This window comes from Klebsiella sp. AqSCr, from assembly GCF_008452795.1.
In the GTDB taxonomy this organism is placed as follows: Bacteria; Pseudomonadota; Gammaproteobacteria; order Enterobacterales; family Enterobacteriaceae; genus Klebsiella; species Klebsiella pneumoniae.
In genome coordinates, this window is the sequence record NZ_MJDM01000004.1 from 1 (window position 1) to 13,791 (window position 13,791).

Annotated in this window: 14 protein-coding genes; 6 read left to right on the forward strand and 8 right to left on the reverse strand. The window is 59.1% G+C overall.

From position 1 onward, the window contains the following. Positions 1 to 9: 9 nt before the first annotated feature. From BHE81_RS28000 to phnC, 5 genes are all read right to left on the reverse strand, one after another. Positions 10 to 180, reverse strand: a complete 171-nt coding sequence (locus BHE81_RS28000) for a LysR family transcriptional regulator (protein WP_087636940.1) — start codon at positions 178 to 180, stop codon at positions 10 to 12. 95 nt (positions 181 to 275) lie between these two features. Next, positions 276 to 1,160, reverse strand: a complete 885-nt coding sequence (gene phnE, locus BHE81_RS02565) for a phosphonate ABC transporter, permease protein PhnE (RefSeq protein ID WP_004183119.1) — start codon at positions 1,158 to 1,160, stop codon at positions 276 to 278. Beyond that, on the reverse strand, positions 1,157 to 2,029 hold the full coding sequence (gene phnE, locus BHE81_RS02570) for a phosphonate ABC transporter, permease protein PhnE (RefSeq protein ID WP_002890001.1): 873 nt from the start codon (positions 2,027 to 2,029) through the stop codon (positions 1,157 to 1,159). The genes phnE (BHE81_RS02565) and phnE (BHE81_RS02570) overlap by 4 nt, the downstream gene beginning before the upstream one ends. Before the next feature lie 66 nt (positions 2,030 to 2,095). Further along, on the reverse strand, positions 2,096 to 3,034 hold the full coding sequence (gene phnD, locus BHE81_RS02575; RefSeq protein ID WP_002890002.1) for a phosphonate ABC transporter substrate-binding protein: 939 nt from the start codon (positions 3,032 to 3,034) through the stop codon (positions 2,096 to 2,098). A 22-nt stretch (positions 3,035 to 3,056) separates the two neighbouring features. Further along, positions 3,057 to 3,899: a phosphonate ABC transporter ATP-binding protein gene (gene phnC, locus BHE81_RS02580; RefSeq protein ID WP_004177295.1), complete on the reverse strand. Its 843-nt coding sequence runs from the start codon at positions 3,897 to 3,899 to the stop codon at positions 3,057 to 3,059. An 848-nt stretch (positions 3,900 to 4,747) separates the two neighbouring features. Between phnC and ecpR the strand changes: the two genes are divergently transcribed. The 6 genes from ecpR (at position 4,748) to BHE81_RS02610 (ending at position 11,541) form a co-directional block, all read left to right on the forward strand. Continuing rightward, positions 4,748 to 5,290 (forward strand): ECP biosynthesis operon DNA-binding transcriptional regulator EcpR, encoded by a 543-nt coding sequence (gene ecpR, locus BHE81_RS02585; RefSeq protein ID WP_004144585.1) that lies wholly within the window; start codon positions 4,748 to 4,750, stop codon positions 5,288 to 5,290. 74 nt (positions 5,291 to 5,364) lie between these two features. Further along, positions 5,365 to 5,952, forward strand: coding sequence for a common pilus major fimbrillin subunit EcpA (ecpA, locus tag BHE81_RS02590; protein WP_002890053.1), 588 nt, complete (start codon positions 5,365 to 5,367; stop codon positions 5,950 to 5,952). Between the two features lie 57 nt (positions 5,953 to 6,009). Next, entirely contained in the window at positions 6,010 to 6,678 is a 669-nt protein-coding gene (locus tag BHE81_RS02595; RefSeq protein ID WP_004144586.1) for a fimbrial chaperone EcpB, read from the forward strand. A gap of 25 nt (positions 6,679 to 6,703) precedes the next feature. Further along, positions 6,704 to 9,229, forward strand: a complete 2,526-nt coding sequence (locus BHE81_RS02600; protein WP_023302252.1) for a fimbrial biogenesis outer membrane usher protein — start codon at positions 6,704 to 6,706, stop codon at positions 9,227 to 9,229. Beyond that, positions 9,219 to 10,862, forward strand: coding sequence for a fimbrial adhesin EcpD (gene ecpD / locus BHE81_RS02605; protein WP_004183123.1), 1,644 nt, complete (start codon positions 9,219 to 9,221; stop codon positions 10,860 to 10,862). The genes BHE81_RS02600 and ecpD overlap by 11 nt, the downstream gene beginning before the upstream one ends. Continuing rightward, complete coding sequence (locus BHE81_RS02610) at positions 10,831 to 11,541, forward strand: fimbria/pilus periplasmic chaperone (protein WP_002890061.1); 711 nt, start codon at positions 10,831 to 10,833, stop codon at positions 11,539 to 11,541. The genes ecpD and BHE81_RS02610 overlap by 32 nt, the downstream gene beginning before the upstream one ends. Before the next feature lie 3 nt (positions 11,542 to 11,544). On the opposite strand, the gene BHE81_RS02615 is transcribed toward BHE81_RS02610, so the two are convergent. From BHE81_RS02615 to BHE81_RS02625, 3 genes are read right to left on the reverse strand one after another with little or no spacing between them, the layout of a single operon-like run. Beyond that, entirely contained in the window at positions 11,545 to 12,234 is a 690-nt protein-coding gene (locus tag BHE81_RS02615; RefSeq protein ID WP_004177292.1) for an amino acid ABC transporter permease, read from the reverse strand. Continuing rightward, entirely contained in the window at positions 12,224 to 12,976 is a 753-nt protein-coding gene (locus BHE81_RS02620) for an amino acid ABC transporter permease (protein ID WP_004178715.1), read from the reverse strand. Before BHE81_RS02620 ends, BHE81_RS02615 begins: the two co-directional genes overlap by 11 nt. Further along, complete coding sequence (locus BHE81_RS02625) at positions 12,973 to 13,791, reverse strand: amino acid ABC transporter ATP-binding protein (protein WP_004151355.1); 819 nt, start codon at positions 13,789 to 13,791, stop codon at positions 12,973 to 12,975. Before BHE81_RS02625 ends, BHE81_RS02620 begins: the two co-directional genes overlap by 4 nt.

Genomic DNA, 13,791 nt, shown 5'->3' on the forward strand with positions numbered 1-13,791 from the left:
ACACGGCCCTCAGCCCGCATCCATGCGGGCTGCCCCGGCCTTCCGGGAACGTCTCAGCGATGTTGAGGCCGCCAGCACCGGCAGTTTCAGCAGCCCCTGCGCCAGCGGTGATTTGGGGTTGTAGGCCGGGTAAGGCGTAGCCGCCACCCGGCATAAACGCAGCTCCGTGCCTGATGCCATCGCCCGGCGGCGCCGTTGCTTGCCGGGCCTGGAGACAGTCAGAGCCGGACGAGTAGGCCGGACAAGACGAAGCCGCCATCCGGCGCAAAGGCGCGCTAGCGTCCGCCCTGATACAGCGGCACCACGGCGCCGCCGATATAGCGACGGCGCAGCCAGGCGGAAAGGGTGTCCATGATCATTACCACCGCCACCAGCAGCAGGGTGATAAACATCACCACATCCCAGTTCCACAGACGCATATTCTCGGCATAGATAAGCCCGATACCGCCGGCGCCGACGAAGCCCAGCACCGCCGCGGAGCGGGTGTTGGATTCAATCTGATACAGGCTCAGCGCGAGGAAGGTCGGGAACGACTGGGTAAAAATGCCAAAGCGATGCTTTTGCAGGCCATTCGCGCCCACGGCGGTCAGCCCGCGCCCGGGAGATCGGTCCACGGCTTCGTGTCCTTCCGCGTACAGCCGTCCCAGCAGGCCGGTGTCCTGCATGATGATCGCCAGCACCCCTGCCAGCGGCCCGAGGCCGACCGCACGCACGAAAATCAGCCCCCAGATAGCCATGTCGATCCCGCGCAGCACATCAAACAGGCGGCGCATCAGCAGGGCGAGGGTCCCCAGCACCACGCCGCGCATGATGTTGCGGGCGGCGAAGAAGGAGAGCAGCAGCGCCAACACCGTGGCGGTCAGCGTCCCGGCGAAGACGATGGCCAGGGTGACGCCGATTTGCGTAAAGTAATAGCCGAACGGCCAGTTCCAGAAGTCGTGCCAGACGAACATCCGCGCCAGGTAGCGGCCAATCTGCTGCAGGCCGGTGGTCAGCTGTTCGCCGCTGACGCCGAACTGCAGAAAAAACCAGACGTAATAGAGCAGGCAGGCCAGCGCCACCAGCCCGACGTAGCGCAGGTAGCGCCCCTGGACCTGATAGAGCTGCTTATGTTGCCGCCGGCTGGCGGCGATATCCGGTTGCATGTGCCAGACGCTCATTTTTTCCCCTCCAGTACCCACAGGCGCAGACGACCGGACAGCATGTCCAGCGCCGACACCACCAGAATGATCAGCAGCAGGGTGATGCTCACCTGATCGTAGCGGTCGAGCTTGATGTTGGTCATCAGCTCCTGGCCGATGCCGCCCGCGCCCACCAGCCCGAGAATGGTCGACGAGCGGAAGTTGATTTCAAGCCGCATAAAGCCGTAGGAGAGAAACAGCGGTTTCACCTGCGGCCACAGGGCGAAGCGAATTTTCTGCAGCGGGGACGCGCCGCAGGCCGCCAGGCCGCGTACCGGTTTGTTTTGCGCGCTTTCCACCGCCTCGTAGAACAGTTTGGTCAGGCTGCCGACGGTATGCAGCATCAGCGCCAGAAAGCCCGGGATCGCGCCGATGCCGAACGCCATCACAAAGATCACCGCCCACGCCAGCTCGGGCATGGTGCGTAAAAACGCCACCAGCACGCGAATGGCAAAGCGCACCGGCGCCGGGGACCAGGCGTTATTGGCGGCAAGAAACGCGAAAACCGTGGCGATGGCGACCGCCACCAGGGTCGAGGCCAGCGCCAGCTGCAGGGTTTCCCAGATCAGCGGCAGCTGGATCGGCAGGCGATAGCCCCACCAGGCCAGCGACCCTTTGGTCTGCACATCGGCGAACAGGTTGCCGGCGCTCAGGGGCGGAATGGTCTCTGCCATATAGTCAAAGAAGTGGGGCAGCGAGTGCCAGATAGTCAGCAGATTAAATTCCGCGGCGCTGCCGGCGGCAAAATAGAGCGCCAGCAGCAGCAGCGACCAGCAGACGGCATCGCGCTTTTGCCGCGAGCGTACCTGCTGGTAATAGCGTTCAAATTCGGTGTGGGTCGTCTTCATGCGTCGGGGATCTTCAACGTAGCGCCGCCGCTTACCCTGGGGCAAGCAGGCGGCGTTGAGGCAGGATTAACGAGCGCTCACCAGCTCGCGTTTCATATCAATAATCTGCTGGAAGTCAGCCACGCTGCCCGGGCCGATGTGCTGAGTACCGCCCATCGCTTTGATAAAGCAGGCGTGATCCTCGGTGTCCAGCTTTTTCACTGCCGCCACGACCTTCGCCTTAAAGTCCGCCGGCAGCGCATTGCTCACCAGGATCGGACCGTTCGGGATCAGCGGCGATTGCCAGATAATGCGGATCTGCTTCATCAGATCCGGATGATCCATGCGAATCAGGCGGTTGAACGCGCCGGTAGTGTAGCCGGTGTTGTAATCGCCAACCATCGAGGCCCACGTGACCGCGCCCGCGAACTGGCCATTCAGCACGCCGAGGATGTCCTGCTCATGGCCGCCGGAGAAGGTGACGCTGGAGAAGGTGTTGTTGTATTTGTTGTCGGCGTTACCGCCAAATTTTTCTTTAAACGCATGGTTAGGGATCAGATACCCGGAAGTGGAATCCGGATCGGCGAAGCCGAAGGCTTTGCCTTTTAAATCGTCCAGCGTTTTGTAGGGGGAGTCGGCTTTGACGATCACCACTGAGTGATAGCCGCGAGACTGATCTTTGTCGTCCACGGCGATGCCGACGATATCCACCGCTTTCGGATTATTGAGATAAACCGAGGCGTAGGAGGAGGGGGACATGCTCAGCACCACGTCGACTTTGCCCCCCAGCAGGCCCTGGATCACCCCGGAATAGTCGGAAGAGTTGCGCAGTTTGGTATCCACGTTCAGCTCTTTATCGAGGAAGGCCTTCACGCACTGGTTATCGCCGATTTGCTGGGTGGCGTTCTGGCCGCCAAGAATGCCCAGATTGAGCTCTTTCGGCTGCGCCGCCGCTGCCTGCCATGCCATCATCATGCCCGCGACCATTGCGGATAAACGAACTGCGCCAGTCATATATTTTTTCATTATGTTGCCCGTGTGAGTGAAATTAATGCAATTGGCTAACTTCATCGCCGTACAGCCGCTGCAGCACATCCTGCGTCAGCCGGGAGGGGTGATCGTCAAAAATAAGCTGGCCGCTGGCGACGCCGATAACCCGGGTGCAGTAGGCCCTGACCAGCTCTACCGAATGCAGGTTTACCATCACGCTGATACCCTGCTCGCTAATCTCGCGCAGCACATCCATGATGCGCTGAGTGTTTTTCGGATCCAGCGAGGCGACAGGCTCGTCGGCCAGCAGGATCCCGGGGTTTTGCATCAGCGCCCGGCAGATCGCCACCCGCTGCATCTGCCCGCCGGAGAGGTTCTCCGCCCGCTGCAGCGCGTGCGGCAGCATGTTCATCCACTCAAGCAGCGCAATGGCGCGCGCCCGGTCGGCTGCGGGAAAGATTTTAAACAGCGATTTCAGGGTTGAAGTCTGGCTGAGGCGGCCCAGCAGGACGTTGGTGAGCACGTCGAGGCGCGGCACCAGGCAGAAGTCCTGAAAAATCATTCCGCAGTGGCTACGCCAGGCATTGAGCGCGCGGCCTTTCAGCTGTGAGACATCGTGCGGGGTACCGACTTCCGGGTAGCTAAGAATTTCTCCGCCGCTGGCGCTGTGGGTGCCGTTGAGGACATGCAGGAGCGTCGATTTACCGGCGCCGGAGCGGCCAATGACCCCGACCATTTCCCCGGCGTGCAGATCAAAGCTGATGCCGTCCAGCACTTTGTGCTGGGCTTGATAAGCTTTACTCAGATTACGCACGCTTAAGACCTTCCGCTGCCGGCCGGCAGCGAGATCGGTGAACGGCTGGAAATCAGTTTCGGCCACCGCGGCAAGAGAGCTGTTCATAAGAGTGTCCAGGTTCGTCATTAACTGGCCACTATTAATAGGTCTTTATATGAAATTTCGATGACGGTATTGCGAACAAAGCGTGAACTGGCGTGAAAGAGCGACGGCCAGCGGCTCAACGCGTGCGGCATGCTGGCGGCTGGCGAAGCGCCGAAAAGCCGCTATGCTTTGGAGGGCGCGGAGACAGACCGGTTCGTAGGCGTAGGCAGCCTTCGGCAATCTTCGCTTAATCTTGATGAAGAAGACCGTTTAATCGAATAGATAATGCGTCTGCCTTTGTTTAGCATTCAACATCCCGCATGTATTAACATATACATAACTATTTTGTGCGGCAGGTTAATCTATTCATGAGTCTTATGTGTTGGTGAATCATCCTGGTTTTTGTTTATTTGTAGATTTATATCCTTTCTTTTGTGCTAAATCCGGTTTATTTGATAAGCCATTCAAGAGTTCCATTAAGAATATTCCTAACATAATAGGGCGAAGATCCTGGATAATATAAAGCGCAGATAAGAATTGACGGTTATATTACCAATAACCTTATGAAAATAAATGTCTTTTTCTGGCGCTCAAAAATTTGATATTTTCAGTTTTTGTAAATATTGACCTGGGCGCGAAATTCATTGCCTTTCCGCATGTTGACACTCCATAGGAAAAAACTTAAATTCAACGCCAAGCAGAAAATAATTATAGTTTAATCCCCCGCTTATCCAATATTGATAAGTAATGCGTGTCTTATTTAATGGCGATTTATTAAAGGAAACGAATACGCCAGTAAACTTTATAGGCCTGGCAAGCAGTGACGTTGTAAAAATGATTACTTCAAGGACTATGAGGTTAAAAACTATATGGAATATAAAAGCTGTTCCGATAAGTATATTTGGTCTGCCGATGACTCCTATTTCTATAAAGGACTGTCCGAACTGATTGTAGACATCGACGAATTAATTTATCTCTCACTGGAGAAAATCAGAAAAGATTTTGTGTTTATCAATCTCAATACGGCTTCATTAAACGAATTTATCAGGCGCGACAGCGAATGGCTATCCGCGGTAAAGGGGAAACAGGTCGTATTGATTGCGGCCAGGAAATCAGAGGCCTTAGCGAACTACTGGTATTACAATAGCGATATTCGCGGGGTGGTATATGTTGGTCTGAGTCGCGATATTCGAAAAGAACTGGCCTATGTAATTAATGGCAGGTTTCTCCGCAAAGATATTAAGAAAGATAAAATTACAGATCGGGAAATGAAAATTATCCGCATGACCGCCCAGGGCATGCAGCCGAAATCGATCGCCAGAATTGAAAATTGTAGCGTGAAGACAGTGTATACCCATCGGCGTAATGCTGAGGCCAAACTGTATTCCAAAATATATAAGTTAGTTCAGTAACACCCAGGCAATTCTGTTTTTTAAATGGTTCACCGGGACATCATGTCCTTAATTCAACTCAGGATGAAAAAGCGATGAAAAAAAAGGTTCTGGCAATAGCTCTGGTAACGGCGTTTACCGGTATGGGCGTGGCGCAGGCTGCTGACGTAACGGCTCAGGCTGTAGCGACCTGGTCTGCGACCGCTAAAAAAGACACCACCAGCAAGCTGGTTGTGACCCCGCTCGGCAGCCTGGCGTTCCAGTACGCCGAAGGCATTAAAGGCTTTAACTCGCAGAAAGGTCTGTTTGACGTGGCGATTGAGGGGGACACAACGGCGACCGCCTTTAAGCTGACCTCGCGTCTTATCACCAACACCTTAACCCAACTGGATACCTCCGGCTCCACGCTGAGCGTGGGCGTGGATTATAACGGCGCCGCGGTGGAAAAAACTGGCGATACCGTGATGATCGATACCGCCAACAATATTATGGGCGGCAACCTCAGCGCGCTGGCTAATGGCTACAACGCCAGCGGCCGTACCACAGCGCAGGATGGTTTCACTTTCTCCATCATCAGCGGCACCACCAACGGCACCACCGCCGTGACCGATTACAGCACTCTGCCGGAAGGGATCTGGAGCGGCGACGTCAGCGTACAGTTCGACGCCACCTGGACCAGCTGATCCTTCTGATGCACCAGCAGGGGGATCCCCCCTGCTTTTTTCACGGACGGAATTGTTATGAAAAAGCACCTTCTGGCCCTCGGGCTGCTGCTTGCCGGGGTGTCGCCGGCGCAGGCGCTGGATGTCGGCGATATTTCATCCTTTATGAACAGCGGCAGCAGCACGCTGAGCAAAACGATCAAGAACAGCACAGACAGCGGTCGACTGATCAATATCCATCTCGAACGGCTCTCTTCCCCGCTGGACGGCGGGCAGGTTATCCCGATGGACAAACCGGATGAGGTATTGCTCACTCCCGCCAGCCTGCTGCTACCCGCCCAGGCCAGCGATGTGATCCGCTTCTTCTACAAAGGCCCGGCGGATGACAAAGAGCGCTACTATCGCATTGTCTGGTTCGATCAGGCGCTCAGCGATGCCCAACGCGATAACGCCAACCGCAGCGCGGTGGCCACTGCTTCCGCCCGCATCGGCACCATCCTGGTGGTGGCGCCCCGGCAGGTGAACTATCGCTTTCAGTACGCCAACGGCTCTCTGACTAACACCGGGAATGCGACGCTGCGGATCCTCGCCTACGGCCCCTGTCTGAAGGCCGCCGATGGTAAGGAGTGTAAAGAAAATTACTACCTGATGCCGGGTAAATCGCGCCGTTTTACGCGCGTGGACACGGCGGATAAAAAAGGACGGGTGGCGCTTTGGCAGGGTGAGCAGTTTGTTCCCGTGAAATAGACAGCTGTGCAGATGGATAACGACGATGCCTCAACGATGGATTACCCCAGGACTGAAAACGCGACTTGCCTTCGGCATGATCTTTTTGTTCGTTCAGCCCGACGTCAGCGCTGCTGCCGCAGGCGCGCAGCAGATTGGCGGGGTGATTATTCCGCAGGCCTTCAGCCAGGCGCTGCAGGACGGCATGAGCGTCCCGCTCTATATTCATCTCGCCGGCAGCCAGAGCACCCGGGACGATCAGCGGATCGGCAGCGCCTTTATCTGGCTGGACGGCGGCCAGCTGCGCGTTCGGCAGATCCAGCTGGAGGAGAGCGAAGGTAACGCCAGCGTCAGCGAACAGACCCGCCAGCAGCTGATTGGCCTGGCCAACGCCCCGTTCAGCGAGGCGCTCACCATTCCCCTGACCGACAGCGCACAGCTGGATCTCAGCCTGCGCCAGCTGCTGCTGCAGCTGGTGGTCAAGCGCGAGGCGCTGGGCACCGTCCTGCGCTCGCGCAGCGAAGATATCGGTCAGTCCAGCGTCAACGCTCTCAGCAGCAACCTGAGCTATAACCTCGGCGTCTATAACAACCAGATGCGTAACGGCGGGAGCAACACCTCCAGCTACCTGTCGCTGAACAACGTCACGGCGCTGCGGGAGCATCACGTGGTGCTCGACGGCTCGCTATACGGCATCGGCAGCGGTCAGCAGGACAGTGAATTATATAAGGCCATGTATGAGCGCGATTTCGCCGGCCACCGCTTTGCCGGCGGGATGCTTGACACCTGGAACCTGCAGTCCCTGGGACCGATGACCGCTATTTCGGCCGGTAAGATTTACGGCCTTTCCTGGGGGAACCAGGCCAGCTCCACCGTCTTCGACAACAGCCAGTCCGCCACGCCGGTGATCGCCTTTCTGCCGGCGGCGGGCGAGGTGCATCTCACCCGTGACGGTCGGTTGCTGAGCGTCCAGAACTTCGCTATGGGCAACCATGAAGTGGATACCCGCGGCCTGCCGTACGGTATTTACGACGTGGAAGTGGAGGTGATCGTCAATGGTCGGGAGGTCAGCAAACGCACCCAGCGGGTCAATAAGCTGTTCAGCCGGGGACGCGGCGCCGGCGCGCCGCTGGCGTGGCAGGTATGGGGCGGCAGTTTCCATATGGATCGCTGGTCGGAAAGCGGAAAAAAGACCCGGCCGGCAAAAGAGAGCTGGCTGGCAGGCCTTTCGACCTCCGGGTCGCTCAGCACCCTGAGCTGGGCGGCAACGGGCTATGGCTACGACAACCAGGCGGTGGGGGAAACCCGCCTGACGCTACCGCTGGGCGAGTCTATCAACGTTAACCTGCAGAATATGCTGGCCAGCGATAGCTCCTGGAGCAGCGTCGGCAGCATTAGCGCCACGCTGCCGGGGGGCTTCAGTTCAGTGTGGGTCAACCAGGAGAGAACCCGCATTGGCGATCAATTGCGGCGCAGCGATGCCGACAACCGGGCGATCGGCGGCACCCTCAACCTGAACGCGCTGTGGTCGAAGCTGGGGACGTTCAGCGTCAGCTACAACGATGACCGCCGCTACAACAGCCATTACTACACCGCGGATTACTATCAGACGGTCTACAGCGGCGCCTTTGGATCGCTCGGCCTGCGGGCGGGGATCCAGCGCTATAACAATGGCGACAGCAGCGCCAACACCGGGAAATATATCGCCCTCGATCTGTCGCTGCCGCTGGGTAACTGGTTCAGCGCCGGGATGACCCATCAGAACGGCTACACCATGGCGAACCTCTCAGCGCGCAAGCAGTTTGATGAAGGCACCATTCGCACCATCGGCGCCAATCTGTCGCGGGCCATCTCCGGCGATACCGGGGATGACAAAACCCTCAGCGGCGGCGCGTATGCTCAGTTCGACGCCCGCTACGCCAGCGGCACGCTGAACGTCAACAGCGCGGCGGACGGCTACGTCAACACTAACCTCACCGCCAGCGGCAGCGTCGGCTGGCAGGGCAAAAACATCGCCGCCAGCGGACGAACCGACGGTAACGCCGGAGTGATCTTCAACACCGGGCTGGAGGACGATGGTCAGATTAGCGCCAGGGTTAACGGGCGGATTTTCCCGCTCAGCGGCAAGCGTAACTACCTGCCGCTCTCTCCCTATGGCCGCTATGAGGTGGAGCTGCAGAACAGCAAAAACTCCCTCGATAGCTACGACATCGTCAGCGGGCGTAAGAGTCATCTGACCCTTTATCCGGGCAACGTCGCAGTGATTGAGCCAGAGGTGAAGCAGATGGTCACCGTCTCCGGTCGTATTCGTGCAGAAGACGGCACGCTGCTGGCGAATGCGCGGATTAACAACCATATCGGCCGTACCCGCACCGATGAAAACGGCGAGTTTGTCATGGACGTGGATAAGAAATACCCCACTATCGATTTTAGCTACGGCGGCAATAAAACCTGCGAAGTGGCGCTGGAGCTCAGCCAGGCGCGCGGCGCCGTCTGGGTCGGGGATGTGGTCTGCAGCGGCCTCTCGTCGTGGGCGGCGGTGCAGCAGACAGGAGAAGAGAATGAGAGTTAATGCACTGATGGCGCTGGCGATCCTCGCGCTGCTCTGGCCGGTAGCCGCGCTCCGGGCGGCGGTGACCAAGACCACCTGGTCGGATGCGCCGGCGCGCGAGTTTGTGTTTGTTGAAAACAATTCCGACGACAACTTTTTCGTCACCCCTGGCGGGGTGCTGGATCCGCGTATGACCGGCGCTAACCGCTGGACCGGCTTAAAATACACCGGCTCCGGGACCATCTATCAGCAGAGCCTTGGCTATATCGATAACGGCTATAACACCGTGCTCAATGCCAACTGGAAGTTTGATATGTGGCTGGAAAACTCGCCGGTTTCGCACCCCTTAACCGGCCTGCGCTGCATCAACTGGTACGCCGGGTGCGATATGGCCACCAGCCTGATCCTGCCGCAAACCACCGACGCCAGCGGGTTCTATGGCGCGACGGTGACCAGCGGCGGCGCGAAGTGGATGCACGGCATGATGTCGGACGCGTTTTATCAATATTTGCAGCAGATGCCAGTCGGCGGCAGCTTTACGATGACCATCAATGCCTGTCAGACCTCGGTGAACTATGATGCCAGCAGCGGCGCGCGCTGTAAGGATCAGGCCTCCGGCAACTGGTATGTGCGCAACGTCACCCACACCAAAGCTGCGAACCTGCGGTTGATTAACACCCACTCGCTGGCAGAGGTGTTTATCAACAGCGACGGCGTGCCGACCCTGGGCGAAGGGAATGCCGACTGTCGGACGCAGACCATTGACAGCCGCTCAGGATTAAGCTGTAAGATGGTCAACTATACCTTGCAGACCAACGGGTTAAGTAATACCTCGATCCATATTTTCCCCGCAATCGCCAACTCGTCGCTGGCCTCGGCCGTCGGGGCGTATGATATGCAGTTCAGCCTCAATGGCAGCTCATGGAAGCCGGTGAGCAATACCGCTTATTACTACACCTTCAACGAGATGAAGAGCTCAGACTCGATCTATGTTTTCTTCTCCAGCAACTTCTTTAAGCAGATGGTGAACCTCGGGATCAGCGATATCAACACCAAGGATCTGTTCAACTTTCGCTTTCAGAACACCACCTCACCGGAGTCGGGCTGGTATGAGTTTTCCACCTCCAACACGCTGATTATCAAGCCCCGTGATTTCAGCATCAGCATTATCTCCGACGAATATACCTCGGCGCCGTCGCGCGAGGGGTATGTCGGCAGCGGCGAACCGGCGCTCGATTTCGGCTACATCGTCACCACCAGCGGTAAAACGGCCGCCGATGAAGTGCTGATCAAGGTGAGCGGACCGGCGCAGGTGATTGGCGGGCGTTCCTACTGTCTCTTCAGCTCTGATGACGGTACGGCGAAAGTGCCGTTCCCGGCGACGCTCTCTTTTATCACCCGCAGCGGCACGACGCAGACCTACGATGCCGGGTGCGATGACAGCTGGCGGGATATGACCGATGCGCTGTGGCTGACCACGCCATGGACCGATATCTCCGGCGAAGTGGGGCAGATGGATAAGACCACGGTGAAATTTTCGATTCCGATGGATAACGCCATTTCGCTGCGGACGGTAGACGATAACGGCTGGTTTGGCGAAGTCAGCGCTTCAGGAGAGATTCATGTCCAGGCGACGTGGCGCAACATTAACTAAGGCCCTGCTGACGGTGGGCTGCCTGCTGGCAGCGCCGCTGGCGCAGGCGATCTCGGTCGGCAACCTGACCTTTTCCCTGCCGGCTGAAGCGGATTTCGCCAGCAAACGGGTGGTCAACAACAATAAAAGCGCGCGGCTGTACCGCATCGCCGTCAGCGCCATCGATCGCCCGGGCGGCAGCGAAGTCCGCTCCCGGCCGGTGGATGGCGAACTGCTGTTCGCCCCCCGCCAGCTGGTGCTGCAGGCAGGTGAGAGCGAGTATTTTAAATTTTACTATCATGGGCCGCGGGATAACCGCGAGCGCTACTATCGGGTCTCGTTTCGCGAAATCCCCACCCGCAACCTGACGAGGCGCAGCCCGACCGGCGGCGAGGTCAGCATGGAGCCGGTGGTGGTGATGGATACCATTCTGGTGGTGCGCCCGCGCGAGGTACAGTTTAAATGGTCTTTCGATAAGGTGGCCGGGACGGTGAGCAACACCGGCAATACCTGGTTTAAGCTGCTGATTAAGCCCGGATGCGATTCGACCGAAGAGGAGGGGGACGCCTGGTATCTGCGTCCCGGGGACGTGGTTCGCCAGCCGGCGCTGCGCCAGCCGGGGAACCACTATCTGGTCTATAACGACAAATTTATTAAGATCAGCGATACCTGTCCGCTGAAGCCCCGTCCCGCGGAGTGAGCCTTATCTGGTGGCCGCGCGGCGGGTAAAGCGCCGGCTGGCCAGCAGGCTCAGACCGCAGCACAGCAGGTAGTACACCGCGCCGGTGAAGACGAAGATCGCCAGGGGATAGATCTGCACCCGGTTGTTGACCTGGCCGGCCACGGTGGTCAGCTCCGGGACGTTGACGATAAACGCCAGCGAAGTGTCCTTCAGCAGGCCGATAAAGATCCCCACCAGCGACGGCTGAACGTTGCGCAGCGCCTGCGGGAGCAGCACCAGGCGCAGCGTTTGCCCGGGAGCGAACCCCTGGGTCAGCGCCGCCTCATACTGTCCTTTCGGCAGCGACTGCAGCCCGGCCAGCACCGAGTGCATCACCGAGGCGGCGGTAAACCACGCCAGCGCCAGGGTCACGGTCACCGCGCCGGGCAGATCGCCGCCGGTCAGCATCGGCAGCAGATACCACAGCCAGAAGATGACAAATATCAGCGGGATGCCGCGGATAATTTCCGCCCACAGAAACAGCAGACGCCGCACCAGCCCGCCGTAGCGCCAGGCCAGGCCCGCCAGCGCAATGCCTCCCGGCAGCGCCAGCAGGGTGGCGCCGATGGCCATCAGTAGGGTCAGCGCCACGCCGCCGGGCTGGCCCTCCGCCAGCCGGCCCCACAGCAGGTAATCGAGGTTATCGGCGATCACCGCCAGATTAGCGTTCATGTCGGGCGCTCCGTTGCAGTTTTCTTCCCGGGCCGAGACGCGTGAGCGCCACGCCCATCGCCACCCCCAGCGCCAGGTACAGCGCGGTGCCGACAGCAAACGCCTCCAGGGCGTGCGCGTTATAGCTCTCAATCTGCCGCACCTGATAGGTCAGTTCCGCAAAGCCGATGCCGCTGGCCAGCGATGAGAGTTTCATCAGGTTAAGATACTGGCCGACAATCGGCTGCCAGGCGTTGGCCAGCCCCTGCGGCAGGAGGATAAAGCGCAGCTCCTGCCACGGCGTAAAGCCCTGCGACAGCGCGGCTTCCCGCTGCCCGTGGCTGACGGCGCGCAGTCCGGAGGCGATCTCTTCCACCAGAAAGGCGGAGGTAAAGACCCCCAGCCCCCACATCGAGCAGAGGAACTCCGGCGTCAGCCACCAGACGTTGCCCGGCAGAATGGACCAGGCGTGTTCGTCGTTCACCACCTCCTTCACCGCCAGCGGCAGCAGGTTCCAGGCGGCAAAGTACCAGAACAGCAGCTGGACCAGCAGCGGGGTATTGCGAAACAACGAGACCCACGCGGCCACCAGTCCGCGCCCCGCGCGTCCGCCGCCGAGGCGCAGGGCCAGCAGCAGGACCGCCAGCAGGGTGGCGAGCAGGATCCCGGCGACGCTGACCCAGACGGTGGTGAGAAAACCAGAGATAATCCATTGCAACGGCTGCCCGCTCAGGACGCCGTGCCAGTCAAGCATCGGCGTCACTCGAGGCTCTCCTGGTGCAGCGGATCCAGCACCTTCTGCAGAAAACGCCGTGCGCGGGCATGCTGCGGATGGGCGAAAAACTCAGCCGGCGGGGCGACTTCGAGGATGTCGCCGCCGTCGATAAACACCACCCGGTCGGCAATTTCGCGGGCAAACTGCATCTCGTGGGTCACCACCAGCATGGTGATCCCGCTGTGGGCCAGGGTTTTCATCACCTGCAGCACTTCGCCGATCATCTCCGGGTCGAGCGCCGAGGTGGGCTCATCGAACAGGATAATCTGCGGCGAGGAGGCCAGGGCGCGGGCGATGGCCACCCGCTGCTGCTGGCCGCCGGAGAGCTGCGCCGGCATCTGCTGCGCTTTTTCTTCCAGTCCGACCTGACGCAGCAGCGCCAGCGCCCGCGCCTGAGCCGCGCTTTTTTCCCAGCCATGAACGCGCTCCAGCGCCAGAGTGATGTTCTCCTGCGCCGTCAGGTGGGCATAAAGGTTGAACTGCTGGAAGACAAAGCCGACGCGGCTGCGCAGCTGGCGCAAGGCGCTGCCGCTCAGCCGGCTGGTCGGTTTGCCGTCGATCAGGATCTCGCCGCCGCTTAAGGATTCGAGCTGGTTGATCAAGCGGATCAGCGTCGATTTTCCCGATCCGGAAGGGCCGAGGATCGCCACTACTTCGCCGGGCTCGACTTGTAGGTTGATGGCGTTAAGTACCTGATGATCGCCGTAGCGCTTGGCCACATCACGGAACGTAATGCTGGCGCGCTGCAGACGTGAAAAATCCGCGGCCGGAGCCGCGGAGTGGGAGAGTAAACCCGAGAACAT

What these genes read in the sequence shown, in the direction of transcription:
- BHE81_RS02610 (WP_002890061.1), top strand. Translation starts at nt 10,831, where the DNA reads ATGTCCAGGCGACGTGGCGCAACATTAACTAAGGCCCTGCTGACGGTG.
- phnE (WP_002890001.1), bottom strand. Translation starts at nt 2,029, where the DNA reads ATGAAGACGACCCACACCGAATTTGAACGCTATTACCAGCAGGTACGC.
- phnD (WP_002890002.1), bottom strand. Translation starts at nt 3,034, where the DNA reads ATGAAAAAATATATGACTGGCGCAGTTCGTTTATCCGCAATGGTCGCG.
- phnE (WP_004183119.1), bottom strand. Translation starts at nt 1,160, where the DNA reads ATGAGCGTCTGGCACATGCAACCGGATATCGCCGCCAGCCGGCGGCAA.
- BHE81_RS28000 (WP_087636940.1), bottom strand. Translation starts at nt 180, where the DNA reads ATGGCATCAGGCACGGAGCTGCGTTTATGCCGGGTGGCGGCTACGCCT.
- ecpD (WP_004183123.1), top strand. Translation starts at nt 9,219, where the DNA reads ATGAGAGTTAATGCACTGATGGCGCTGGCGATCCTCGCGCTGCTCTGG.
- BHE81_RS02595 (WP_004144586.1), top strand. Translation starts at nt 6,010, where the DNA reads ATGAAAAAGCACCTTCTGGCCCTCGGGCTGCTGCTTGCCGGGGTGTCG.
- BHE81_RS02625 (WP_004151355.1), bottom strand. Translation starts at nt 13,791, where the DNA reads ATGTTCTCGGGTTTACTCTCCCACTCCGCGGCTCCGGCCGCGGATTTT.
- ecpR (WP_004144585.1), top strand. Translation starts at nt 4,748, where the DNA reads ATGGAATATAAAAGCTGTTCCGATAAGTATATTTGGTCTGCCGATGAC.
- BHE81_RS02615 (WP_004177292.1), bottom strand. Translation starts at nt 12,234, where the DNA reads ATGAACGCTAATCTGGCGGTGATCGCCGATAACCTCGATTACCTGCTG.
- BHE81_RS02600 (WP_023302252.1), top strand. Translation starts at nt 6,704, where the DNA reads ATGCCTCAACGATGGATTACCCCAGGACTGAAAACGCGACTTGCCTTC.
- phnC (WP_004177295.1), bottom strand. Translation starts at nt 3,899, where the DNA reads ATGAACAGCTCTCTTGCCGCGGTGGCCGAAACTGATTTCCAGCCGTTC.
- ecpA (WP_002890053.1), top strand. Translation starts at nt 5,365, where the DNA reads ATGAAAAAAAAGGTTCTGGCAATAGCTCTGGTAACGGCGTTTACCGGT.